The organism is Bradyrhizobium sp. Rc3b (assembly GCF_900114915.1).
Classification (GTDB): domain Bacteria; phylum Pseudomonadota; class Alphaproteobacteria; order Rhizobiales; family Xanthobacteraceae; genus Bradyrhizobium.
Genome location: NZ_FOUS01000003.1, coordinates 171,089 through 194,232, shown reverse-complemented (window position 1 = coordinate 194,232; position 23,144 = coordinate 171,089). Strand labels below are relative to the sequence as shown.

23 protein-coding genes, 1 other RNA gene and 1 pseudogene are annotated in these 23,144 nt (G+C 64.9%); 16 read left to right on the top strand and 9 right to left on the bottom strand.

What is annotated here, in order from left to right:
- The first annotated feature begins 93 nt into the window (after positions 1-93).
- Complete coding sequence (locus BM190_RS07765; protein ID WP_091961499.1) at positions 94-855, top strand: outer membrane protein; 762 nt, start codon at positions 94-96, stop codon at positions 853-855.
- A 115-nt stretch (positions 856-970) separates the two neighbouring features.
- Here the strand turns inward: BM190_RS07765 and BM190_RS07760 are convergent, their stop codons facing one another.
- The 8 genes from BM190_RS07760 to ssrA all read right to left on the bottom strand — a co-directional run bounded on the left by BM190_RS07760 (position 971) and on the right by ssrA (position 7,408).
- Complete coding sequence (locus BM190_RS07760; RefSeq protein ID WP_092253353.1) at positions 971-1,420, bottom strand: hypothetical protein; 450 nt, start codon at positions 1,418-1,420, stop codon at positions 971-973.
- Positions 1,421-1,837: 417 nt separating this feature from the next.
- Entirely contained in the window at positions 1,838-3,709 is a 1,872-nt protein-coding gene (gene feoB, locus BM190_RS07755) for a ferrous iron transporter B (protein ID WP_092253351.1), read from the bottom strand.
- A 37-nt stretch (positions 3,710-3,746) separates the two neighbouring features.
- Entirely contained in the window at positions 3,747-4,022 is a 276-nt protein-coding gene (locus tag BM190_RS07750) for a FeoA family protein (RefSeq protein WP_018319701.1), read from the bottom strand.
- A gap of 114 nt (positions 4,023-4,136) precedes the next feature.
- Positions 4,137-4,388 carry a ribbon-helix-helix domain-containing protein gene (locus BM190_RS07745; RefSeq protein ID WP_018319702.1) on the bottom strand — a complete coding sequence of 84 codons (252 nt, stop codon included), beginning with the start codon at positions 4,386-4,388 and terminating at the stop codon, positions 4,137-4,139.
- Positions 4,385-4,588 carry a DUF4169 family protein gene (locus BM190_RS07740; protein ID WP_018319703.1) on the bottom strand — a complete coding sequence of 68 codons (204 nt, stop codon included), beginning with the start codon at positions 4,586-4,588 and terminating at the stop codon, positions 4,385-4,387. Before BM190_RS07740 ends, BM190_RS07745 begins: the two co-directional genes overlap by 4 nt.
- Positions 4,589-4,869: 281 nt before the next feature.
- The gene (fumC, locus tag BM190_RS07735) at positions 4,870-6,318 is read right to left on the bottom strand and encodes a class II fumarate hydratase (RefSeq protein WP_092253960.1); all 1,449 of its coding nucleotides are present in this window, start codon (positions 6,316-6,318) and stop codon (positions 4,870-4,872) included.
- An 89-nt stretch (positions 6,319-6,407) separates the two neighbouring features.
- The gene (locus BM190_RS07730; RefSeq protein WP_018319705.1) at positions 6,408-6,926 is read right to left on the bottom strand and encodes an SspB family protein; all 519 of its coding nucleotides are present in this window, start codon (positions 6,924-6,926) and stop codon (positions 6,408-6,410) included.
- A 115-nt stretch (positions 6,927-7,041) separates the two neighbouring features.
- Positions 7,042-7,408: a transfer-messenger RNA gene (gene ssrA / locus BM190_RS07725) on the bottom strand.
- A gap of 96 nt (positions 7,409-7,504) precedes the next feature.
- Here ssrA and BM190_RS07720 point away from each other — a divergent pair.
- From BM190_RS07720 to BM190_RS07665, 12 genes and pseudogenes are all read left to right on the top strand, one after another.
- Positions 7,505-7,867: a chromate transporter gene (locus BM190_RS07720; protein WP_244550620.1), complete on the top strand. Its 363-nt coding sequence runs from the start codon at positions 7,505-7,507 to the stop codon at positions 7,865-7,867.
- A 24-nt stretch (positions 7,868-7,891) separates the two neighbouring features.
- Positions 7,892-8,398 (top strand): annotated as a pseudogene (locus BM190_RS07715) (chromate transporter).
- 95 nt (positions 8,399-8,493) lie between these two features.
- A complete protein-coding gene (locus BM190_RS07710) occupies positions 8,494-9,255 on the top strand; it encodes a tripartite tricarboxylate transporter TctB family protein (RefSeq protein ID WP_092253349.1) in 762 nt (253 codons plus the stop codon).
- Positions 9,256-9,262: 7 nt separating this feature from the next.
- Positions 9,263-10,777: a tripartite tricarboxylate transporter permease gene (locus tag BM190_RS07705; RefSeq protein ID WP_026202241.1), complete on the top strand. Its 1,515-nt coding sequence runs from the start codon at positions 9,263-9,265 to the stop codon at positions 10,775-10,777.
- A 179-nt stretch (positions 10,778-10,956) separates the two neighbouring features.
- Entirely contained in the window at positions 10,957-11,937 is a 981-nt protein-coding gene (locus BM190_RS07700; protein WP_092253347.1) for a tripartite tricarboxylate transporter substrate binding protein BugD, read from the top strand.
- A 171-nt stretch (positions 11,938-12,108) separates the two neighbouring features.
- A complete protein-coding gene (locus tag BM190_RS07695) occupies positions 12,109-12,903 on the top strand; it encodes a thymidylate synthase (protein WP_018319711.1) in 795 nt (264 codons plus the stop codon).
- Positions 12,904-12,908: 5 nt separating this feature from the next.
- Positions 12,909-13,394 (top strand): GNAT family N-acetyltransferase, encoded by a 486-nt coding sequence (locus tag BM190_RS07690; protein WP_092253345.1) that lies wholly within the window; start codon positions 12,909-12,911, stop codon positions 13,392-13,394.
- Positions 13,394-13,906 (top strand): dihydrofolate reductase, encoded by a 513-nt coding sequence (locus BM190_RS07685; protein WP_092253343.1) that lies wholly within the window; start codon positions 13,394-13,396, stop codon positions 13,904-13,906. The genes BM190_RS07690 and BM190_RS07685 overlap by 1 nt, the downstream gene beginning before the upstream one ends.
- A 153-nt stretch (positions 13,907-14,059) precedes the next feature.
- On the top strand, positions 14,060-15,196 hold the full coding sequence (hflK, locus tag BM190_RS07680) for an FtsH protease activity modulator HflK (protein WP_092253341.1): 1,137 nt from the start codon (positions 14,060-14,062) through the stop codon (positions 15,194-15,196).
- Entirely contained in the window at positions 15,193-16,089 is an 897-nt protein-coding gene (hflC, locus tag BM190_RS07675) for a protease modulator HflC (protein WP_018319715.1), read from the top strand. Before hflK ends, hflC begins: the two co-directional genes overlap by 4 nt.
- Before the next feature lie 71 nt (positions 16,090-16,160).
- Positions 16,161-16,367, top strand: coding sequence for a DUF2065 domain-containing protein (locus tag BM190_RS07670; protein ID WP_018319716.1), 207 nt, complete (start codon positions 16,161-16,163; stop codon positions 16,365-16,367).
- Between the two features lie 141 nt (positions 16,368-16,508).
- Positions 16,509-18,026: a Do family serine endopeptidase gene (locus BM190_RS07665; RefSeq protein ID WP_092253339.1), complete on the top strand. Its 1,518-nt coding sequence runs from the start codon at positions 16,509-16,511 to the stop codon at positions 18,024-18,026.
- Positions 18,027-18,187: 161 nt separating this feature from the next.
- On the opposite strand, the gene serB is transcribed toward BM190_RS07665, so the two are convergent.
- Positions 18,188-19,093, bottom strand: coding sequence for a phosphoserine phosphatase SerB (serB, locus tag BM190_RS07660; RefSeq protein WP_092253337.1), 906 nt, complete (start codon positions 19,091-19,093; stop codon positions 18,188-18,190).
- An 11-nt stretch (positions 19,094-19,104) separates the two neighbouring features.
- Between serB and miaA the strand changes: the two genes are divergently transcribed.
- The 3 genes from miaA (at position 19,105) to BM190_RS07645 (ending at position 23,142) form a co-directional block, all read left to right on the top strand.
- Positions 19,105-20,061, top strand: a complete 957-nt coding sequence (gene miaA, locus BM190_RS07655; RefSeq protein ID WP_092253335.1) for a tRNA (adenosine(37)-N6)-dimethylallyltransferase MiaA — start codon at positions 19,105-19,107, stop codon at positions 20,059-20,061.
- Between the two features lie 329 nt (positions 20,062-20,390).
- Complete coding sequence (locus BM190_RS07650; RefSeq protein ID WP_092253333.1) at positions 20,391-22,166, top strand: acetolactate synthase 3 large subunit; 1,776 nt, start codon at positions 20,391-20,393, stop codon at positions 22,164-22,166.
- 4 nt (positions 22,167-22,170) lie between these two features.
- Positions 22,171-23,142 (top strand): threonine dehydratase, encoded by a 972-nt coding sequence (locus tag BM190_RS07645; RefSeq protein ID WP_092253331.1) that lies wholly within the window; start codon positions 22,171-22,173, stop codon positions 23,140-23,142.
- The last annotated feature ends 2 nt before the right edge of the window (positions 23,143-23,144 follow it).

Below are 23,144 nucleotides of genomic sequence, written 5' to 3'. Positions count from 1 at the left end.
GCGCGTAACCTTCGAGACGTTCGCAATATGCACGCCAGCCTGCATAAGGCTCAATTTTTGAACGGCAGAGATCTAGGAAAAGGGGATTCGACGATGAAGAAGCTCTCGATAGCTGCGATCGGCTTCGCGGCGCTGAGCATGGTGGCTCCGGCCATGGCTGCCGATATGGCTGTCAAGGCAGCGCCGCCGCCGGTACCTGTGATGGCAGTCTATAACTGGACGGGATTCTACATCGGCGCCAACGGCGGCTGGGGGCAGAGCCGTGGCTGCGTGGACTTCGTGACGGCCGCAGGGACGCTCGCAAGTGGTTGCGCCGATCGCTCCGGCGGCTTGATCGGCGGACAGCTCGGGTATCGCTGGCAGACCAATCAGTTTGTGCTCGGCCTGGAAGCGCAGGGCGATTGGGCCGAGATCAAGAACACGCGTGTCAGCCTGATTGATCCGCTGGTCTCGACCACGGGCAAGACAGATGGCATCGGGCTCTTCACGGCCCAGGTAGGTTGGGCATGGAACGCCTCGCTGTTCTACCTGAAGGGCGGCGCGGCGGTGACCCGTAATCGCTTCGACATTTTCAACAACGTCACGGGCGTTGGCCTCGCCTCCGCAGGTCACACGCGCTGGGGCGGTGCTCTCGGTGTTGGCTGGGAATACGGCTTCACGCCGAACTGGTCGGTCGGTGTCGAGTACGACCATCTCTGGATGGGGCGCGACAACACCGCCTTCGCAGCCGGCGTGGTCACGCCCGGCGGGCTCGCGCTCACGGGCAGCGGCGTCACCCAGGATATCGACATGGTCACACTTCGGCTGAACTATCGCTTCGGCGGTTACGGCGCGCCGGTCACGGCTCGCTACTGATCTCAGGTCTTCCCAGTGAACTCAGGCCCCGGCATCGACCGGGGCCTTTTTCGTGGGAGATGAACAGACGCGAGAATGTCCGGCGTGTTCGAGTGCCGCACGAGCGCCATTGCGATCACCAGTCCCGGTAGCCAAACCACCCGAACTGTGGTTGCCGCGCCGCCAGGACCATCTGCGGCGTCGGGTGTCGTTTCGATCGCGTCGCAATGTGTTGCGGCCTTCGCGGCCGCTTGTGCTCGACGGATTCGCGCGGCGGCGAGTCCGCGCGCGCCATCGCGAGTGCATTGGCAACCGCGGATGTCTCCGCCCGAATGACCGGCGGCTCTGTGCGGGCGAGGGAAGGAGGCTCTGTAGTCGAAGGTGCAGATGCGACCGCCACGATCACTGGCGCGGTCATATCGAGGACCACACGCTCGGGCCATTTGCGGTCCGAGTGAATGCGTATGGTCGCCCGATCCGCGATCGTCCTCTCGGCGACTTGCGCGCCGGGCAGACAAAAGTCCGCAACGAACAGGAGCGCGAGCAACGCCGCTCCGACCTTCCAGAAATAGGCCAATAACGGCATCCCGGTCGCTCCGTGCCCCCACAATGGCCCAGCTTGCGACGACGTTTCGCCAGTTTCCGACTCGTTGCGCGAGGCAGCTTGATCCAGATCAAGTGCGCGAAATATCTCCAACCTGGTCCTGGCTACTCTTTGATGATGTCATTGCATCCATGCTTTGCCCGACGATGCCGCGCCTCGGAAGCAGCATGCAGCTCGACCGCTGCCGCAGCTTCGCAGCAGTCTGGTCGCGCGTCGGCAAAGCTCGTGACTTGCGAGCCAGACCTGTGCGGCATCGATGATTCTCGGGAGAATGGCATCGTGCCAGTTTTTCGCCCGACCAGGCAGCCGAGACGACTCTCGCCCGCGCGTAAGCCATTGATTTCACAGCCCCCGTCTACTGTGCATGGGGTTGTTTTCGCGATTTTTGTTTTGGAGGGGCTAGCCGGCGCCCAGCGCCACCGCGACGTTGTAGGTCAGGAGGCTCGCGGCATAGGCCAGCACCAGCATGTAGGTGAAGGTCACGGCCATCCAGGTCCAGCTTCCGGTCTCGCGCCGGATCACGGCCAGCGTCGAGGCGCATTGCGGGGCGAAGATGTACCAGGCCAGCATCGACAGCGCGGTGGCGAGCGACCATTTCGTCGCCAGCACCTGGCCGATCTGCTCGGCCGCTTCCTTGCCGCCTTCGATCGCATAGACGGTGCCGAGTGCCGCGACCGCGACCTCGCGCGCCGCCATGCCCGGGATCAGCGCGACCGCGATCTGCCAGTTGAAGCCGACCGGGGCGAGCAGCGGTTCGAGTGCCTTGCCGATCATCGCGGCGAGGCTGAAGTCGATCGCGGGTTCGGTCGCGCCCGCCGGAGGCTGCGGGAACGAGGCCAGGAACCAGATCAGCACCATCATCGAGAAGATCGTGGTGCCGGCGCGGTACAGGAACATCTTGGCGCGGGTGAAGATGCCGATCACGATCGATTTCAACCGCGGCATCTTGTAGTCCGGCAGCTCGAGCATGAACGGCGCCGGCGCATAGTCGCGCAGCATGAAGAACTTGATCAGGAACGAGACGAGAAGCGCGCTGATGATGCCGCAGGCATAGAGGCCGAACATCACGAGGCCCTGCAGGTTGATGAAGCCCCAGACGTCCTTCGCAGGGATGAAAGCCGAGATGATCAGCGTGTAGACCGGAATACGCGCCGAGCAGGTCATCAGCGGCGCGATCAGGATCGTGGTCAGCCGGTCGCGCTTGTTGTCGATCACGCGCGTCGCCATGATGCCGGGAATGGCGCAGGCAAAGCTCGACAGCAGCGGAATGAAAGCGCGGCCGTGCAGGCCGGCGCCGCCCATGATGCGGTCCATCAGGAACGCGGCGCGCGCCATGTAGCCGAAATCTTCCAGCAGCAGGATGAACAGGAAGATGAGGATGATCTGCGGCAGGAACACGATGACGCTGCCGACGCCGGAGATCACGCCATTCTGCAGGAAGCTCTGCAACAGGCCGTCGGGCAGGGTGGCCTGCACGAGCTCCCCGAGCCCGTCGAAGCCGGACTTGAGCACGTCCATTGCCGGTTGCGCCCAGGCGAACACCGCCTGGAACATCACGAACAGGATCAGCGCGAGCACGACGAGGCCGCCGACCGGATGCAGCACGATCGCGTCGATCCGCGCGGTCCATGTGTCGGGCCTGGCAGGCAGGCTGACGCAGTCGGCGATGATGCGGTCGGCCTCGCGCTGGGTCGCGCGCAATTCGGAGACACTGAGCGCGCGCCAGTTGTTCGCCTCCGCCTCGGCGGCGAGCTTTGCCGAGACCTCGTCGGTCAGCTTCAAGAGGTCGGCGGTGCCGCCCTTGCGCACCGCGATCGAGGTGACCACGGGCAGGCCGAGCTCCTTGGCGAGCCGCTCCGTGTCGACGGTGATGCCGCGGCGGGCCGCGATATCGAACATGTTGAGCACGAGCAGCATCGGCCGTCCGGTGCGCTTGAGCTCGAGCAGCAGGCGGATGGTCAGCCGCAAATTGGTCGAATCGGCCACGCACAGCACGAGGTCGGGCACGGTCTCGCCGGAGGCCCTGCCGAGCACGAAGTCGCGGGTGATCTCCTCGTCCGGGCTGCGGCCGCGCAGCGAATAGGTGCCGGGCAGGTCGACCACCGAGACCTGACGTCCCAGGGGAGTGACGAAGAAGCCTTCCTTGCGCTCGACGGTGACGCCCGGATAGTTCGCGACCTTCTGCCGGCTGCCGGTCAGGGCATTGAACAGCGAGGTCTTGCCGCTGTTCGGCGTGCCCACCAGGGCGAGATGCAGCAGGGGTAATTCCATGGAATCACTGGTCCGGGATCAGAGGTCCGGTCGCTGTCTAGGCGACGATGATGGCCATGGCCTCGCGGCGTCGGACCGCAATCGTGATGCTGTCGACCCGCACGGCGATCGGGTCGCGCCCGACCAGCCCCTCGTGCAGGACCTCGACCCGGGCGCCCTCGACGAAGCCGAGCTCGATCAGGCGGCTCTCGAGCTCGATGTCGGAGAGCGCCGAGCCCGCCTCTCGAGCGGAAAGATGCTGGATGACGCCGGTATAGCCGCGCTGGGCCAGACCCAGCGGCATGTGCGGGCGCGTGTCATTGGTGTCGGTCATGCCCTGTATTTTCAACGCAAGGCATTGAGGTCAAGCGCGCGCGCTCGCTGAAACCGCACCTTAGAGTGATTTTAAAGTGCAGGTCGCGGAGCGCCGTCGAAGGCGCCCCGGCGCCTACTGGGCCGCGACCTTGTCCGGCTGGGGGGCCATGGCCCGGCTCTTGAAGTAGTCCAGCACGAACAGGCGGATCGCCGACGACAAATTGCCCTGCTGGCGGTTGTTGTCGATCTCGCCGACCAGCTCGGACAACGTCATGTTGCGCAAGCCGGAGATCTCCTTCATGCCGTTCCAGAACGCCTCTTCCAGGCTGACGCTGGTCTTGTGCCCGGCGACGACGATCGACCGTTTCACGACGGGCGACTTCATGGCTGCTCCTCGCGATCGATCTGGTGCTGGTCCAACTGATGCTGGTCCAGATGCGCCTTCGCCTTGTCCGCGCGCGTCTCCTGCGCCGACCGTTCCGCCTTCGTGCGGCCGAACTTCGTCCGGTTGGCGTCCGCCTGCTTCGCCGAGGCTTCCCGTTCGGCGCGCTTCCTGAAACGATTCAGGTTGATGACGTTCCCCATGCCGCGTCTCCATCATCCGATCCTTTCCAGGCAGGATGAAACACTCAGAAACAGGGTGCCGCACTGCGCCCCACAAGACTTGATCGCCATTCGCTTGTCCTCGTCAATCGGCCTCTCGGGCCATCAAACGATGAATTTCGCCCCCGTCGAGGGGCGGAAGGGCTGCGTAGCACGCCGTCCTGCCGGAACATTGACGGTAATCAAATCCCGCCCCCAAAGCCGCACATTTCTAGGGCGCCGAGCGTCCGTATCATTACGGATGGCTATCGGAATTCGGAGTTCTATCCCGGGCTGGTCATCTTCTCGGGGCGTACCAGGCGATCGAACTCGTCGGCCGAGACGAAGCCGAGCCGCAGCGCCTCCTCCTTCAGCGTGGTGCCGTTGGCATGGGCCGTCTTGGCCACCTTGGCGGCGTTGTCGTAGCCGATCTTCGGGGCGAGCGCCGTCACCAGCATCAGCGAACGCTGCATCAGCTCACTTATGCGCTTTTCGTCGGCACGAATGCCGCTCACGCAATGCTCGGTGAAGGATCGCGCCGCATCCGCCATCAGGCGGATCGAGTGCAGCATGTTGTAGGCGAGCACGGGCTTGTAGACGTTTAGCTCGAAATGGCCCTGGCTGCCGGCCACCGTGATCGCGGTGTGATTGCCGAACACCTGGCAGCACACCATGGTCATCGCCTCGCACTGGGTCGGATTGACCTTGCCCGGCATGATCGAGGAGCCCGGCTCGTTCTCCGGCAGGATCAGCTCGCCGAGCCCCGAGCGCGGGCCTGATCCCAGGAGGCGGATGTCGTTGGCGATCTTGAACAGCCCTGTCGCGACCGAGTTGATGGCGCCGTGCGCCAGCACGTAGGCGTCGTTGGAGGCCAGTGCCTCGAATTTGTTGGCGGCGCTGGTGAAGGGCAGCTTCGTGATCCCGACCACGTGCTTGGCGAAAAGCTTCGCGAAGCGCGGCTTCGAGTTGAGGCCGGTGCCGACGGCGGTGCCGCCCTGCGCCAGCGGATAGAGGTCCTTCACCGCGCTCCTGAGCCGGGCGATGCCGCTTTCGACCTGCGCGGCATAGCCGGAAAACTCCTGGCCGAGCGTCAGGGGCGTGGCATCCTGCGTATGAGTCCGGCCGATCTTGACGATTTTTGCGAACGCTTTCTCCTTCTTGCGCAGCGCGCGGAGCAGCTCATCGAGCGCAGGAATGAGGTCGGCATTGATGCGACTCGCGGCCGCGATATGCATCGCGGTCGGAAACGAATCGTTCGACGATTGGCTCATGTTGACGTGATCGTTGGGATGCACCGGCTTCTTGGCGCCGAGCTCGCCGCCGAGCAGCTCATTGGCGCGGTTGGCGATCACCTCGTTGAGGTTCATGTTGCTCTGCGTGCCCGAGCCGGTCTGCCACACGACAAGCGGGAAATGGTCATCGAGCTTGCCCTCGATCACTTCGCGCGCGGCGCGGATGATGGCGCCCGCGCGGCGCCGGTCGAGCAGGCCGAACTCGAGGTTGGACTGCGCCGCCGCGAGCTTGACGATGCCGAGCGCGTGCACGAGCGCGATCGGCATGCGGTCGGTGCCGATGCGGAAGTTCTGGCGCGAGCGTTCGGTCTGCGCCCCCCAATAACGATCGGAGGGGACCTCGATGGGACCGAAACTGTCGGTCTCGATGCGGGTGTTGGGGCGGTCAGTCTTCGATTGGGCAGTCTTCGAGCGGGCAGTTTTGGCCATGAGCACATCCATCCTGCCGCCCGAAATGCCGCGCGGCCGTTTCATGTGCTCTTCTATATAGACAGTTTGGCCGGGCGCGATGGCTTCGGCCCCAACCTAGATCATTTCTTGCGGAAACGATCGAGCCGCACGACTTCGGCGCCGCCCTGGTTCGGAGCCGCCGGCTCCTCCGTGCCTTCCGCCGTTTCAGGGGCAGGCGTCTGCACGGCGACGGCCGACGGCGCGGGAGCTGTCGGCAGCGTCTCGGGCGCGACCTCGGCGACGTCGGACGTGTCGAACTGCAGGCCGAATTTCACGGACGGATCGAGGAAGCTCTTGATGGCGCTGAACGGCACGATCAGCCGCTCCGGAATGCCGCCGAAGGAGAGGCCGACCTCGAAACGGTCCTCGAGCACGGTCAGATCCCAGAACTGATGCTGCAGGATGATCGTCATCTCTTCCGGATATTGCGCCAGCAGCCGCGGCGACAGCTTCACGCCCTCGGCCTTCGACACGAAAGTGATGAAGAAATGGTGCTCGCCCGGCAGGCCCTGGGCCGCGGCATCGGTCAGCACCTTCCGCAGCACGCCGCGCAGCGCGTCGCGGGCCAGCACATCGTATCGGATATGATCGGTCGCCATGGTGGTCCTGTTGCATCCCCGAAGCCGGACCGTGCCGACCCGACTCGCCAAGCCGCAATAGTACCGCGCCTGACGGGTCAGCAGGAGTCCCCGCCGGGGAAGAAATCAAGAGTAAAGTGGAGGCTTCTGTTGCCAGGTGCCTCCGAACCCCGCCTAACGGAGCTTAACCCGTTAGGACTTTAAGATGGTCTTTCAAACTGCGTTACGCAGCCTGAGCAACCGGAGCAAAGTTGTCGTTGGCAACTATTGCAGTAGCCCGATAACGGCGGAACAATACCGGGAAAAAGTACGCCCTTTACGCCCTCGTCGATCCTATTTCGCCCCCGCCAAAGCCCGCTTCGGGATGACCCCGTTGGTGGGCTTTGGTGGAGGCGCCGGGTACCGCCCCCGGGTCCGAATGGTTTATTGCGACGACCGTTTATTTCCATAGCCGGCGAACCGGCAGCCCCAATATAGGGCGCAAAGGGTTTGAAAAACAGGGGGTTTTGAACGTTCCCGCGCAGTTCCCTTGGGATAGGTTCCGGACGGAGGCGCGACTGGCCTTAGCGACGCCGCGGCCGGCGTTCTAAGCTTCTGAGATGTCCGAGGATTCAGCACCGGCCGGCCGAGCGCCAGGCCTGTTGCTGCCGCCGACGCTGATCATGACGATGCTTGCGATCATCTACGCCCGTTACGGCGACCTCGACGTGCTGCGCCGCAGCCTCGCCGGCATCTCCTGCGCGGCGGTAGGCCTCGTGATCGCAGTAGTGGTCCGCATGATGACGCCGCTGCTGAAGCGGACGGATCCCCTCGCATTGATCCTGATGGCCGGCGTGTTTCTTGCCATCGGGTGCTTCGCCTGCCGCTTTCCGGCGGTGCTGCTGGTCGCGATCCCCGTCAGTGTCGGCGCCACTTTTCCTGCGGCGGAAAGTAGCAGCATGAATCCCGACAATCCGATCTGAGCGCTGATCTCCACCTTTGGACTGATGTCGCTGTTCTTTGGACTGATGTCGCTGTTCGCGGTCTGCGGCGCCGCGGCGGCGGTGGCCGCGATGCACCGCATCGCGGTCGAGGTGCATCACTGGATAACCGACGAGCAGTTCACCGACGCCTATTGCGATCACGCAGCTCGCGCCAGGTCCGAACGTGCTTATCGTGACCTTAATCGGCTATGCCGTCGCCGGCATCCCCGGCGCACTGGCGGCGACGGCTGGCGATGTGCCTGCCTGACGGCGCTGCTTGCTTATTATATCAGCCGCCTCCTCAATCGGCCCAGCAAATCGCGCTGGCCCGGCTTGATCCAAGCTGCACTGGTTCCGCTTTCGATCGGATTGATGGCGGCGAGTGCCCTGATCCTGGCCCAGTCGACCGATCGCACAATTGCTGCAGTGCTCCTGACCGCAATGGTTGCGGTGATCGCCTCGGTCTCGCGCATCAATCCACTCTGGCTCCTGCTCGCCGGGGGACTGTTGGGTTTTGCTGGCATTGTGTAATGAAAATCGCTAGGCAGTGATCCGGGCGGGGGACCCAGTTCCAGCCGATTTAGAACAACAGTGCTCGTGACTTACCGGTCGCGGAGGAGACATGCATGGCCGATACGATGGGCCACACGGCGACAGCCACCCGAAATACCCAGGTGGCGCTCGGCTTCTGTCTGCTGGCGATTGCGCCGCAGATTTTCGAATTCATCTGGTCGATAGGGACGATTTTCGGTTGGGGCGCGGGACGCGGCCCGGCCACGGTCGTGATCAGCCACGCCACCGCGTTGCTCGCCGGCGCGCCCAGTACGTTGATGGGAGCGGCCACCGGTGACACCAAGAAGGCGTCGTCCGAGGTGCTGCTGGCGCTGATCTATTCCTATCCGATCTTCGTGGTCGCGATCGTCACGCTGTTCATGACCATCAGGTCGGCGCAGGACTATGTCGGCGGGGTCATCCTGATGGCGCTGGCCCTGTTTGCGCTGTGGGCCTCGAGCGATCTGCAGGGGATGCGCGGCTTCTCCTTCGGCGCCGGCACCGCGCCGCGGATGTTCGGCGGACTGCTGGTCGCCTTGTCCGCCGGCATCGCCCTGACCGGACTTCTGACCGATGGGCCGACGATGGCCCATTACTCGTGGCGCGGGCCGCTGTTCGTGATGGCCGCGATCCTGTTCTTCGCGCTGGCGATCCGGCCGCTCGGCCTCGTGGTCACGGCCTTTGCGAGCTTCATGATCGCCGCGACGGGGTCGCATGAGACGCGCTGGCTGGAGGCCGCCATCGTCGGCGCCTGCCTGACCATCGGCTGCGCGATCCTCTTTCCCTACGTGCTCGGGTTGCCGATGCCGATGTACCCGCGTTTCATGATCCAGTGAGGGTGTGATGGATATCTTTGCCAACCTCGCTCACGGTTTTGCCGTCGCGCTGACCCCGATCAACCTGCTGATGTGCCTGATTGGCGCGCTGGTCGGCACCCTGGTCGGCGTGCTCCCGGGCATCGGCACCATCGCCACCGTCGCGATGCTGCTACCGATCACCTTCGGATTGCCGCCGGTTGGCGCGCTGATCATGCTCGCCGGCATCTATTACGGCGCCCAGTATGGCGGCTCGACCACGTCGATCCTGGTCAATATTCCAGGTGAGGCGACATCGGTCGTCACCGCTATCGACGGTCACCAGATGGCCAAGCAGGGCCGTGCCGGCCCGGCGCTGGCGATCGCGGCGATCGGCTCGTTCTTCGCCGGCTGCGTTGCGACCGTGCTGATTGCCCTGCTCGGCGCGCCGCTGACCAAGCTGGCGCTGGCGTTCGGTCCGGCCGAGTATTTCTCGCTGATGGTGCTCGGCCTGATCTTCGCGGTCGTGCTGGCCAAGGGTTCGGTGCTGAAGGCGATCGCGATGATCGTGTTCGGCCTGCTGCTGTCGATGGTCGGCTCGGACATCGAGACCGGCGCCTCGCGCATGGCCTTCAACATTCCAGAGCTCGCCGACGGCCTCGGCTTTGCGACGGTGGCGATGGGCGTGTTCGGCTTCGCCGAGATCATCCGCAATCTCGACCATGGCGCCGAGATGAACCGCGATCTCGTGCAGCAGAAGATCACCGGCCTGATGCCGACCAAGAAGGACCTGCTCGACTCGACGCCGCCGATCCTGCGCGGCACCGTGCTCGGCTCGATCCTCGGCATCCTGCCCGGCGGCGGCGCGGTCATCGCCTCGTTCGCGGCCTATACGCTCGAGAAGAAGCTCGCCAAGAACCCGTCGCGGTTCGGCCGCGGCGCGATCGAGGGCGTGGCGGCGCCGGAAAGCGCCAACAACGCTGCGGCGCAGACCTCCTTCATCCCGCTGCTGACGCTCGGCATCCCGCCGAACGCGGTGATGGCGCTGATGGTGGGCGCGATGACCATCCACGGCATCGTGCCGGGTCCGCAGGTGATGCAGAAGCAGCCCGACCTCGTCTGGGGCATGATCGCCTCGATGTGGATCGGCAATCTGATGCTGATCATCATCAACCTGCCGCTGGTCGGAATCTGGGTCCGGTTGCTTCGTGTGCCGTACCGGCTGATGTTCCCCTCGATCGTGATCTTCTGCGCGATCGGCATCTACTCGGTGAACAACGCGCCGGTCGACGTCATCCTTGCCGGCGTGTTCGGTCTCGTCGGCTACTGGCTGATCAAGCACGATTTCGAGCCGGCGCCGCTGCTGCTCGGCATGGTGCTCGGACCGCTGATGGAAGAGAACCTGCGCCGTGCGCTGCTGATCTCGCGCGGCGACTGGAGCGTGTTCCTGACGCGTCCGCTGTCGGCGGTGCTGCTCGCGATCGCGGCGAGCCTGCTGCTGCTCACAGTGCTGCCTGTGTTGCGATCGAAGCGGGACCAGGTGTTCACCGAGTCTGAGAACTAGGGCATGATCCGGAAAAGTGTCAGGCGGTTTTCCGGAAAGATCATGCTCACGTGAAAAGCCGCCTGCGTCGGCGCGCCGCATTCGGAAGTCGAATCGACTTGTGTTACGGCTTCGTGAAATGAAAATGCCGGCCTTTGGGCCGGCATTTTGCTGTGTCCAAGGGAACGACGGGGATCGACATGACCTTCATTCGCGCGCTCACGAGCGCATGTGCCGCAGCGCTCGCCTCGCTGTGCGCTTTTGTTGCGCCGGCTGAGGCGCAGACTTATCCGACGCGCAGCATCACCATGATCGTGCCGTTTGCGGCCGGCGGCCCGACCGACGTCGTCGCGCGCATCGTCACCGGGCATATGGCGCAGACGCTGGGACAGAGCATCATCATCGAGAACGTGGTCGGCGCCGGCGGCACCACCGCAACCACCCGCGCCGCGCGCGCGGCCAATGACGGCTATGCGCTCATCACCGGGCATATGGGCACGCATGCCGCCTCGGTGCCGCTCTATCCCAAGCTCGCGTATCATCCCGAGAAGGATTTCGAGCCGATCGCGCTGCTCGCGGGCACCCCGATCCTGATCCTCGCGCGCAAGGACTTTCCGCCGAAGGATTTGAAGGAGTTCGTGGCCTATGTGAAGGCCAACGCCGAGAAGGTGAATGCTGCCCATGCCGGCGTCGGCTCGGTCTCGCACGTTTCCTGCGAGCTCCTGCACTCGATCCTCGACATCAAGCCGGTCGGCGTGCCCTTCAACGGCACGGGACCTGCGATGAACGCGCTGGTGGCGGGGCAGGTCGACTACATGTGCGACCAGATCGTCAACGCCGTGCCGCAGATCAATGCCGGGACCATCAAGGCCTATGCGATCGCAACGCCGGAGCGCAATCCGTCGCTGCCGAACGTGCCGACCACGGCAGAAGCGGGCCTGCCGAAATTCCAGGCCCAGGCCTGGAATGCGATGTTCGCGCCCAAGGGAACTTCGCCGGCGATTCTGGCCAGCCTGAACGCTGCGGCCAGCAAGGCGCTCGACGACGAGACCGTGAAGAAGCGCCTGCTCGAGCTCGGCAGCGTCATCCCGGGCCCTGCGGAGCGGACGCCGGAGGCGCTGGCCACCCTCGTCAAGAACGAGATCGCGAAATGGACCCCGGTGCTCAAGCCGGCAACTTAGGCAGTGCGATCAAGCCGATAGGGCAAGGGGCGGGACTTGGGTTCCGCCCCTTGTCGTTTGCGCCGGGACCACTCACTTTTCCGGGTATAATCGGAGCGGACAGCGAATCGCCGCTGTTGCAGCGCGGGGACGGCCGCTAAGTTCGCCGCCTCCCCAAAGGCTCAGTCGCACATGCACCAGTATCAGGACCTGCTCGAGCGGATTCTTTCAGACGGCGCCGAGAAGACCGACCGGACCGGTACCGGCACGCTCTCGGTGTTCGGTCATCAGATGCGCTTCAATCTGTCGGCCGGCTTCCCGATGCTGACCACCAAGCGGCTGCCGCTGAAGGCGATCATCCACGAGCTGCTGTGGTTCCTGAAGGGCGACACCAACATCAAATATCTGCGCGACAACGGTGTCACCATCTGGGACGAATGGGCGGATGCCAATGGCGATCTCGGCCCGGTCTATGGCCATCAATGGCGCTCCTGGCCGGCGCCTGACGGCCGCAGCATCGACCAGATTGCGAACGTGGTCGACATGATCAAGCGCAATCCGGACTCGCGCCGCCTGATCGTCTCGGCGTGGAATCCAGCCGAAGTCGACAAGATGGCGCTGCCGCCGTGCCATTGTCTGTTTCAGTTCTACGTCGCAGGCGGCAAGCTGTCCTGCCAGCTCTATCAGCGCTCGGCCGACGTCTTCCTCGGCGTGCCCTTCAACATCGCCTCCTATGCGTTGCTGACCATGATGGTGGCGCAGGTCACCGGCCTGAAGCCCGGCGACTTCGTACATTCGTTCGGCGATACCCATCTCTATTCCAACCATCTGGAGCAGGCCCGGCTTCAGCTCACGCGCGCGCCGCGCGCGCTGCCGGTGATGCGGATCAATCCCGATGTGAAGGACATCTTCTCCTTCCGCTTTGAGGATTTCGAGCTCGTCGGCTACGACCCGCATCCGCACATCAAGGCGGAAGTCGCGGTTTAGCGCCGATGTCGCTCAACATTCGCCGTGTGCGCCCGGGCGAAGCCGGGCTCGTTCTCGCTTTCATCCGAGAGCTCGCCGAATACGAAAAACTCTCGCACGAGGTCGAAGCGACCGAGGCCGACATCGCCGATGCGCTGTTCGGCGAGCGACCGCAACTCTATTGCGCGATCGCCGAGTGGGACGGCGAGCCGGCCGGCTTCGCGGTCTGGTTTACAAATTTCTCCACCTTTAGTGGCCGTCACGGCATCTATCTCGAGGATCTCTACGTGCGGCCGTCGCATCGCGGCAGGGGGCTCGGCAAGGCGCTGCTGGTTTATCTGGCCAAGGAATGCGCCGATAACGGCTGGTCCCGCCTGCAATGGGCGGTGCTCGACTGGAACGCGCCGTCGATCGCGTTCTACAAGTCGCTCGGCGCGGTGATGATGGACGACTGGACGCTGTGCCGCGTCACCGGGCCGGCGCTGACGCGGCTTGCCGGGAGTGCGCCCTGATGGAGATCGTCTTCGTCGTCGCGATCGCGGAGAACGGCGTCATCGGCGCGGGCAACGCGATCCCGTGGCGATTGAAATCCGACATGGCGCGCTTCAAGGCGCTCACGATCGGCAAGCCCGTGATCATGGGCCGCAAGACCTTTGAATCATTGCCCCGCCGCCCGCTGCCGGGCCGCACGAACATCCTCATCACGCGCGATGCGGGTTATCGCGCCAATGGTGCCATCGTCACGACGTCGGCCGCGGACGCCGACGCGGTCGCGCGCGGCGATGCCCTGCGGCGTTCGGTCACTGAGATCGCGGTGATCGGCGGCGCCGAAATCTTTCGGCAATGGCTCGACCGCGCCGATCGGCTCGAAATCACCGAAGTCCACGCGCGACCCGAAGGCGATACGTATTTCGACATCGACAAGGCGGAATGGGACGAGGTGGCGCGTGTCCGCCATCCTGCCGCAGGCGAGGACAGCGCCGAATACTCCTATGTGACATATCGTCGGCGGCGCGGCCATTAACCGCTTTCTTCAATGTTTACATTGACTTTTTCGTGCCCGAGCATAGCTCGGAAGACGGTCACCGCTGCGTTGTAAGGGACTTGCCTGTCCCCTATAAAGCGGACCGGACAAAGCGGGCAAGGGGCAATTCCACCCTGCCGAGGAGAGCGTCGAATGCCGTGGAAGAATCAGGGCGGTGGCCCATGGGGCTCGGGTCCGAAGGGACCATGGGGCTCAGGCCCGCAACCGGTCGGGCCGAGGCCGCCGGATCTGGAAGACCTTCTGCGGCGCGGCCAGGACCGCCTCCAGCAGATCATGCCGGGCGGCTATTTCTCCGGCATCGGCATCACGCTGATCGTGCTGCTGATCGTCGCGTTCTGGCTGCTGTCGGGCTTCTTCCGCGTGCAGTCCGAAGAGCTCGGCGTCGTGCTGCGTTTCGGCAAGCATGTTCGCACCGTGCAGCCGGGCCTGAACTATCATCTGCCCTATCCGATCGAGACAGTGCTGCTGCCCAAAGCGCTGCGCGTCAACACCATTTCGATCGGCATGACGCTGATCGACGATCCGGCGCGGCGCGGCCGCTCCATTCGTGACGTGCCGGAAGAGAGCCTGATGTTGACCGGCGACGAGAACATCGTCGACGTCGACTTCACCGTGCTCTGGCGCATCAAGCCGGACGGCGTCGGCGACTTCCTCTTCAACATCCAGAATCCCGAAGGCACCGTGAAGGCGGTCTCCGAGAGCGCGATGCGCGAGGTGATCGGCCGCTCGCAGATCCAGCCGATCCTGACCGGCGCACGCAACGTCACCGAGCAGGGCGTGCAGGAGTTGATCCAGAGGACGCTGGACAGCTATGGCGCCGGCATTCAGGTCACCCAGGTGCAGATGCAGAAGGTCGATCCGCCGGCGCAGGTGATCGACGCGTTCCGCGACGTCCAGGCGGCGCGCGCCAATCTCGAGCAGTTGCAGAACGAGGCGCAGACCTACGCCAACCAGGTGGTGCCGCAGGCGCGGGGCCGCTCGGCCAAGATCCTGCAAGACGCCGAAGGCTACAAGGAGCAGGCGGTCGCCGAGGCCAAGGGCCAGAGCGCGCGCTTCCTGAAGGTGTACGAGGAATACAAGAAGGCGCCCGACGTGACGCGTGAACGGATCTATCTGGAGACGATGGAGCGCGTGCTCGGCGGCGCCGACAAGCTGGTCTTTGACGGCGGGCCCTCGGGCCAGGGCATCGTGCCCTATCTGCCGCTCGGCGAACTGACGACCAAGCGGCCGCCTACCACCGGTCCGCAGTCGAGCGGAGGCAACCGATGAGGTCCCCGGTCACAGGTTTCGTCACGCTGGTCGGGCTCCTGCTGGTCGTGATCGTCGGCTACATGTCGCTGTTCACGGTGCAGCAGACCGAGCAGACCATCGTGCTCCAGTTCGGCCGGCCCGTCGACGTCGTCACCGCACCCGGCCTGCACTTCAAGGCGCCGTGGAATTCGGTGATCAACATCGACAAGCGGATCCTCGATCTGGAGAACCCGTCGCAGGAAGCGATCGCCTCCGATCAGAAGCGGCTCGTGGTCGACGCCTTCGCGCGCTACCGCATCAAGGATGCGCTGCGCTTCTATCAGAGCGTCGGCTCGATCCAGGCTGCCAACATCCAGCTCACCACGCTGCTGAACGCGGCGCTGCGCCGCGTGCTGGGCGAGGTCTCCTTCATCAACGTGGTGCGCGACGACCGCGAGAAGCTGATGCAGCGCATCCGCGACCAGCTCGATCGCGAGGCCGATGGCTACGGCATCCAGGTCGTCGACGTCCGGATCCGCCGCGCCGATCTGCCGGAGCAGAACAGCCAGGCGGTCTATCTGCGCATGAAGACCGAGCGCGAGCGCGAGGCGGCCGAGTTCCGCGCGCAGGGCGGCCAGAAGGCCCAGGAGATCAGGTCCAAGGCCGATCGTGAGGCGACCGTCATCGTCGCCGAGGCGAATTCGCAGGCCGAGCAGACCCGGGGCGCCGGCGATGCCGAGCGCAACCGCCTGTTCGCCGAAGCCTACAGCAAGGATGCCGACTTCTTCGCCTTCTACCGGTCGATGACGGCTTACGAGAACGGGCTGCGTTCGAACGACACCCGCTTCCTGCTGCGGCCGGACTCGGATTTCTTCCGGTACTTCAGTAACCCGTCCGGCAAGACGGCGACCGAGACGCCGGCGAAGCCGTAAGCTAGACAAAGGGCGGCGATCTCGCCGCCCTTCGTCCAGACAAGAACAGCATAACGGGAGGTTCCAATCCGATGAGGTCCATTGCGTTCGCCGACTTCCTCATCGGCTTGGGCATCCTGTTCGTGCTGGAAGGCTTGATGTTCGCGGCAAGTCCCAACTGGATGCGCAAGGCCATGAAGAGCGCTATCGCCACGCCGGACAACATCCTGCGGGCGGTCGGGATCGGTTCGGCCATCGTCGGCCTGGTCCTGATCTGGGTCATGCGGCGCCCCATTTAGGCGGCGCGCCAACGCCAAAGTGAAGGCGAGAGACCGGTTTTCGCCGTATTATCGGGGTGTTGAGGCCCATTAACCTGCGCGCTTGCGCCGTCCCCCCGTCAAGCGCAGTCTGGCGCCGAATCCCTCTCTCTGGAGATCACAATGACCGCTGCCACCATTGCCCCGTCCCGCTCGCGACTTGGTGTGCGAATTGGGCTGGCCGCGCTCGCCGTCGCTGCTGTCAGCGCGTTCGGCTCGCCGGCTTATGCGCGCGGACCGGAGGGCATCGCCGACGTCGCCGAGAAGGTGATCGACGCGGTCGTCAACATCTCGACCTCGCAGACCGTCGAGGCCAAGGGCGGCGGCAGCAACGCCATGCCGCAATTGCCGCCCGGCTCGCCCTTCGAGGAGTTCTTCGACGATTTCTTCAAGAACCGCAAAGGTCCGGGCGGCAGCAGCAAGGGTGGCGAGCGCGGCGACGGCGGCCCGCCGCCGCGCAAGACCAACTCGCTCGGAAGCGGCTTCATCATCGACACATCAGGCGTCGTCGTCACCAACAACCACGTCATCGCGGATGCCGACGAGATCAACGTCATCCTCAACGACGGTACCAAGATCAAGGCCGAGCTGGTCGGCGTCGACAAGAAGACCGACCTTGCAGTCTTGAAGTTCAAGCCGACCAAGCCGCTGGTCGCGGTGAAGTTCGGCGATAGCGACAAGCTGCGTCTCGGCGACTGGGTGGTCGCGATCGGCAACCCGTTCAGCCTGGGCGGCACGGTGACGGCCGGCATCGTCTCGGCCAAGAACCGCGACATTTCCTCGGGTCCTTATGACAGCTACATCCAGACCGATGCCTCCATCAACCGCGGCAATTCCGGCGGTCCGCTGTTCAACCTCGATGGCGACGTCATCGGCGTCAACACGCTGATCATCTCGCCCTCGGGCGGCTCGATCGGCATCGGCTTCGCCGTGCCCTCGAAGACGGTCGCAGGCGTCGTCGACCAGCTCCGCCAGTTCGGCGAGCTGCGGCGCGGCTGGCTCGGCGTGCGGATCCAGAGCGTCACCGACGAGATCGCCGAGAGCCTCAGCATCAAGCCGGCGCGCGGCGCGCTGGTTGCGGGCGTCGACGACAAGGGCCCGGCCAAGCCGGCCGGCATCGAGCCGGGCGACGTCGTCGTCAAGTTCGACGGCAAGGACGTCAAGGATCCGAAGGACCTGTCCCGCGTCGTCGCCGACACGGCGGTCGGCAAGGAAGTCGACGTCATCATCATCCGCAAGGGCAAGGAAGAAACCAAGAAGGTCACCCTCGGCCGTCTCCAGGATCCCGAGAAGGTGCAGGCCGCGGTGAAGACCGACGAGCCCGCGCCCGAGAAGCCGGTGACGCAGAAGGCGCTCGGCCTTGATCTTGCGGCGCTGAACAAGGATCTGCGCACCCGCTACAAGATCAAGGAGAGCGTCAAGGGCGTGGTCGTCACCAATGTCGACGCGAATTCCGACGCCGCCGAGAAGCGCCTCTCCGCCGGCGACGTCATCGTCGAGGTCGCGCAGGAGGCCGTCTCCAGCGGCGCCGACATCCAGAAGCGGGTCGACCAGCTCAAGAAGGACGGCAAGAAGTCGGTGCTGCTGCTGGTGTCGAACGCCGACGGCGAGCTGCGGTTTGTGGCGCTGAGCGTGCAGTAGTCGCTGGCCGGTGCCGTAGGGTGGGCAAAGCGACTTGTCCGCCGTAGCTCGAAGAGCGAAGGCGGAAGCGTGCCCACCCCCTGTCGCCGTCGGAGAAAGATCGTGGGCACGGCGCTTTGCGCCTTTGCCCACCCTACGGCCGCTGAGCATGCGGCAAGAGGCTACCCCTCCACGAACTCGTCCCGCCGATACCCCTGCGCATACAGCAGCGCGGTGAGGTCGCCGTGATCGATCCGCGCCGCGGCCGCAGCCGCCACGGCCGGCTTGGCGTGATAGGCGACGCCCAGCCCCGCGGCCTGGATCATCGCGAGATCATTGGCGCCGTCGCCGACCACGACCGAGTCGATGTCGTCGAGATCGAACGACTCCATCAGATCCACCAGCGTCGCGAGCTTCGCCGCGCGGCCCAAAATCGGCTCCTTCACCTCGCCGGTGAACTTGCCGTCGCGCACGACCAGCTCGTTGGCGCGGTTCTCCTGGAAGCCGATCTTGGCGGCGACCGCGGTCGTGAACAGCGTGAAGCCGCCGGAGACGAGGCAGGTATAGGCGCCGTGCTTGCGCATGGTCGCGACCAGTTCGCGGCCGCCCGGGGTCAGCGTGATGCGCTTGGCCAGCACCTCATCGACCACGCCGGCGGGCAGGTCCTTCAGCAGCGCGACGCGCTCGCGCAGTGCCGGCTCGAACTCGATCTCGCCGCGCATGGCGCGTTCGGTGATGGCGGCGACGTGGGCCTTCATCCCGACGAGATCGGCGAGCTCGTCGATGCATTCCTGGCCGATCATGGTGGAATCCATGTCGGCGAGAAAAAGCTTCTTGCGCCGGGCGCCGACTGGCTGCACGACGATGTCGACGGGCAGGTCGCCGCGAAGCTCGCGGAGCCGCTGCTCGATGGCGTGACGGTCGGCTTCGAGGTTACTGTCGGCGCCGAAGGGAATGTCGACCGCAACCCCGTCGAACAGCCAGTGAGCGGGAGCTGCCTGGGGCAGCACGGCGCGGGCGCCATCGACGATGGTGGAGTCGAGCGCGGGATTGTCGGGGTTGCAGATCAGCGTGGCGACGAGGGACATTTGAGGTTTTCGTGAGCGAGGGGCAAGTCAGCAGAAGCCATGTTGGCAAGGCCGTGCTTATCGCAGGCCCGACCGCCAGCGGCAAGTCGGCGCTGGCGCTGGAGCTTGCCCTCAGCACGGGCGGGGTCGTCATCAATGCCGATTCCATGCAGGTCTATCGTGACCTGCGGATCATCACGGCGCGCCCCACACAAAGCGAGGAAGCGCGCGCGCCGCATCGCCTGTACGGTCATGTCGATGCAGCCGTGAATTTTTCGGCCGGTGCCTGGGTGAGTGATGCAGCCAAGGCGCTCGACGAGGCAGAAGCGGAAGGCCGTCTGCCGATCTTCATCGGCGGCACCGGGCTCTATTTCAAGGCACTGACGGCGGGGCTCTCCGTGGTGCCGCCAATCCCTGCCGAGGTGCGCGAGGATGTGCGCGCGCGGCTGGAACGCAACGGCGTCGAGGCGCTGCATGCGGAACTGGCGCTTCGCGACCCCAGTGCGGCCGAGCGATTGAACCTGCGTGACCGCACCCGGATCGCGCGCGCGCTCGAAGTGGTCGAGGCGACCGGCCGCTCGCTGCTCGACTGGCACCGGGAGGGCCAGCCGCCGCTGCTGCCGAAGGACAGTTTTCGCGCGGTATTTCTCGCACCCGAACGGGACGAGCTCTATGCCCGTATCGATGCCCGCTTCGACGCCATGCTGGGCGCCGGCGCGTTGAGTGAGGTTGAGCGACTTGCCGCCAGAAACCTCGATCCGCTGCTGCCGGCGATGAAGGCTCATGGCGTGCCGGGCCTGATCCGGCATTTGCGCGGTGAGCTCAGCCTGGAGCAGGCCGCCACCACCGGCCGCGCCGATACCCGCCACTACGCCAAGCGGCAATTCACCTGGTTCCGGCACCAATTGCCGGAGTTCGAATGGGTGAAGCCCGGGGAGGCGAGGGGATGGCTCGCCGCCATTGTAAACGCGACCCGCGGCCCCGCCTGAGGCGCTTTTCTGTCCGGGTTCCCGAATTTACCTCTCGCCGAACCCGGGGAACACCGCTACACTGCCAAAATCGCGCGGGAACGGCCGCATCGCCTTGACATCCGGGCTTTGGCCGTTATGTTTCGCGCAACCTTTGGGAAGCCGGGCACCTGCCATGCGTAACATTATTACCAAACTCCTTGTCGCCGTCGTACCCAGGCACACCGCCGGGGGTGGCTAGCTGCCATCCACATGACAGGCGGTGTGCATGGGCCCTCTTCGGGGCCTTTTTTATTTCCCGAACCAGACACGAACGAAGCCGCTGACAACAGCGCATCCGGAGCAAGCCAATGAGCGACAAGAGCCACGATCCGAACCAGATGACCGGCGCTGCGATGATCGTTCGCGCGCTCATCGATCATGGCGTGACCGACATTTTCGGCTATCCCGGCGGCGCGGTGCTTCCGATCTATGACGAGATCTTTCAGCAGAGCGAGGTCCAGCACATCCTGGTCCGCCACGAGCAGGGCGCCGGCCACGCCGCAGAAGGTTATGCGCGCTCGACCGGCAAGCCGGGCGTTGCGCTGGTGACCTCCGGCCCCGGTGCCACCAATATGGTGACGCCGCTCACCGACGCGCTGATGGATTCGATCCCGCTGGTCTGCATCTCCGGCCAGGTGCCAACGCATCTGATCGGCAACGACGCGTTCCAGGAATGCGACACCGTCGGCATCACGCGTCCCTGCACCAAGCACAATTGGCTGGTGCGCGACGTCAACGATCTCGCCAAAGTGCTGCACGAAGCCTTCTATGTCGCGACCTCCGGCCGTCCCGGCCCGGTGCTGGTCGACGTCCCCAAGGACGTGCAATTCGCGACCGGCACCTATCATCCGCCGCGCAAATCCGACGTGCACCGCTCCTACGCGCCACGCGTGAAGGGAGATGCGACGCAGATCCGCAAAGCCGTCGCACTGCTGGCCCATGCCAAGCGCCCCGTGATCTACAGCGGCGGCGGCGTCATCAATTCCGGTCCCGAAGCGACCAAGATGCTGCGCGAGCTGGTCGAGGTCACCGGATTCCCGATCACCTCGACACTGATGGGCCTCGGCGCCTATCCGGCGTCGGGCAAGAACTGGCTCGGCATGCTCGGCATGCACGGCACCTATGAAGCCAACATGACGATGCATGATTGCGACGTCATGCTGTGCGTCGGCGCGCGCTTCGACGACCGCATCACCGGCCGCGTCGATGCGTTCTCGCCGGGCTCGAAGAAGATCCACATCGACATCGACCCGTCCTCGATCAACAAGAACATCCGCGTCGACGTGCCGATCATCGGCGATTGCGGCAACATCCTCGGCGACATCCTCCAGGTGTTCAAGGCCGAGGCGAAGAAGCCCGACATCAAGGCGTGGTGGCAGCAGATCGCGCAGTGGCGCGCCCGCAACTCGCTCTACTACCGGAAGAGCAACGAGGTGATCCTGCCGCAGCACGCGATCCAGAGCCTGTTCGAGGCGACGCGCGGCAGGGATACCTACATCACGACGGAAGTCGGCCAGCACCAGATGTGGGCGGCGCAGTTCTTCGGTTTCGAGGAGCCGCATCGCTGGATGACCTCGGGCGGTCTCGGCACCATGGGCTACGGCCTGCCGGCGGCGGTCGGCGTGCAGGTTGCCCATCCCGACAGCCTCGTCATCGACATCGCGGGCGATGCCTCGGTGCAGATGACGATGCAGGAGATGTCGACGGCGGTTCAGTACGAGCTGCCGATCAAGATATTCATCCTGAACAACCAGTACATGGGCATGGTGCGGCAGTGGCAGCAGCTGCTGCACGGCAACCGCCTGTCGCATTCCTACTCGGAGGCGATGCCGGACTTCGTCAAGCTCGCGGAGGCCTATGGCGGCGTCGGCATCCAGGTGCACAAGCCCGGCGATCTCGACGGCGCCATCCAGGAGATGATCTCGGTCAAGCGCCCGGTGCTGTTCGACTGCCGCGTTGCCGCGCTCGAAAACTGCTTCCCGATGATCCCCTCGGGCAAGGCGCACAACGAGATGCTGTTGCCGGAGCAGGCCAACGACGAGGCCACCGCCAAGGCTTTCGCCGGCGGCAAGGCGCTGGTGTGAGGCCATGTTCGACCTGACCGAGCTCGAGCGCGCACATGCGATCGTGGGGCAGGCGGTGCCGGCAACGCCGGCGCACGCCTGGCCTTTGCTCGCCGAGCGGCTCGGCGCGCAGGTCGTGGTCAAGCACGAGAACCACACGCCGATCGGGGCTTTCAAGGTGCGCGGCGGGCTGGTCTATCTCGAGCGGCTGAAGCGCGAGCGGCCGAAGACATCCGGCATCATCTCGGCGACGCGCGGCAATCACGGCCAGAGCCTGGCGTTCGCGGCGAGCCGCCACGGCGTGCCCGCAGTGATCTACGTGCCGCGCGGCAATTCGGCCGAGAAGAATCGCGCGATGAAGGCCTTTGGCGCCGAGCTCGTCGAGCATGGCGAGGATTTCCAGGCCGCGCGTGAGGAAGCCGAGCGCCGCGCGCAGTTTGCCGGGCTCCATATGGTGCCGTCGTTCCACCCCGACCTTGTGCTCGGCGTCGCCACTTATGCGCTTGAGCTGTTCAAGGCGGCGGCGGACCTCGACATGCTCTATGTGCCGATCGGGCAGGGCTCCGGCATCTGCGGCTGCATCATGGCGCGCGACCTGCTCGGCCTGAAGACCGAGATCGTTGGCGTGCAGTCGACCGAAGCTCCGTCCTACGCGCTGTCGTTTGCGGCCGGCAAGATCGTGACGACCGAAACCAGCAACACGCTCGCCGACGGCATGGCGACGCGCATTCCGGACGCCGAGGCATTCACGCTGATCCGCAAGGGTGCCTCACGCATCGTAGAGGTCACCGACGCTGAGGTCGCGGCCGCGATCCGTGCGCTCTGGACCGACACGCACAATCTCGCCGAAGGCGCGGGAGCAGCCGCGCTCGCCGCGGCGCTTCAGGAAAAGAGCAAGTTGAAGGGCAAGCGCGTCGGTCTCGTGCTGTCCGGCGGCAATATCGATTTCGATCTGTTCCGCCGTTGGGTCGGGACGGACGCGTCAGCGATGGCGTGAGG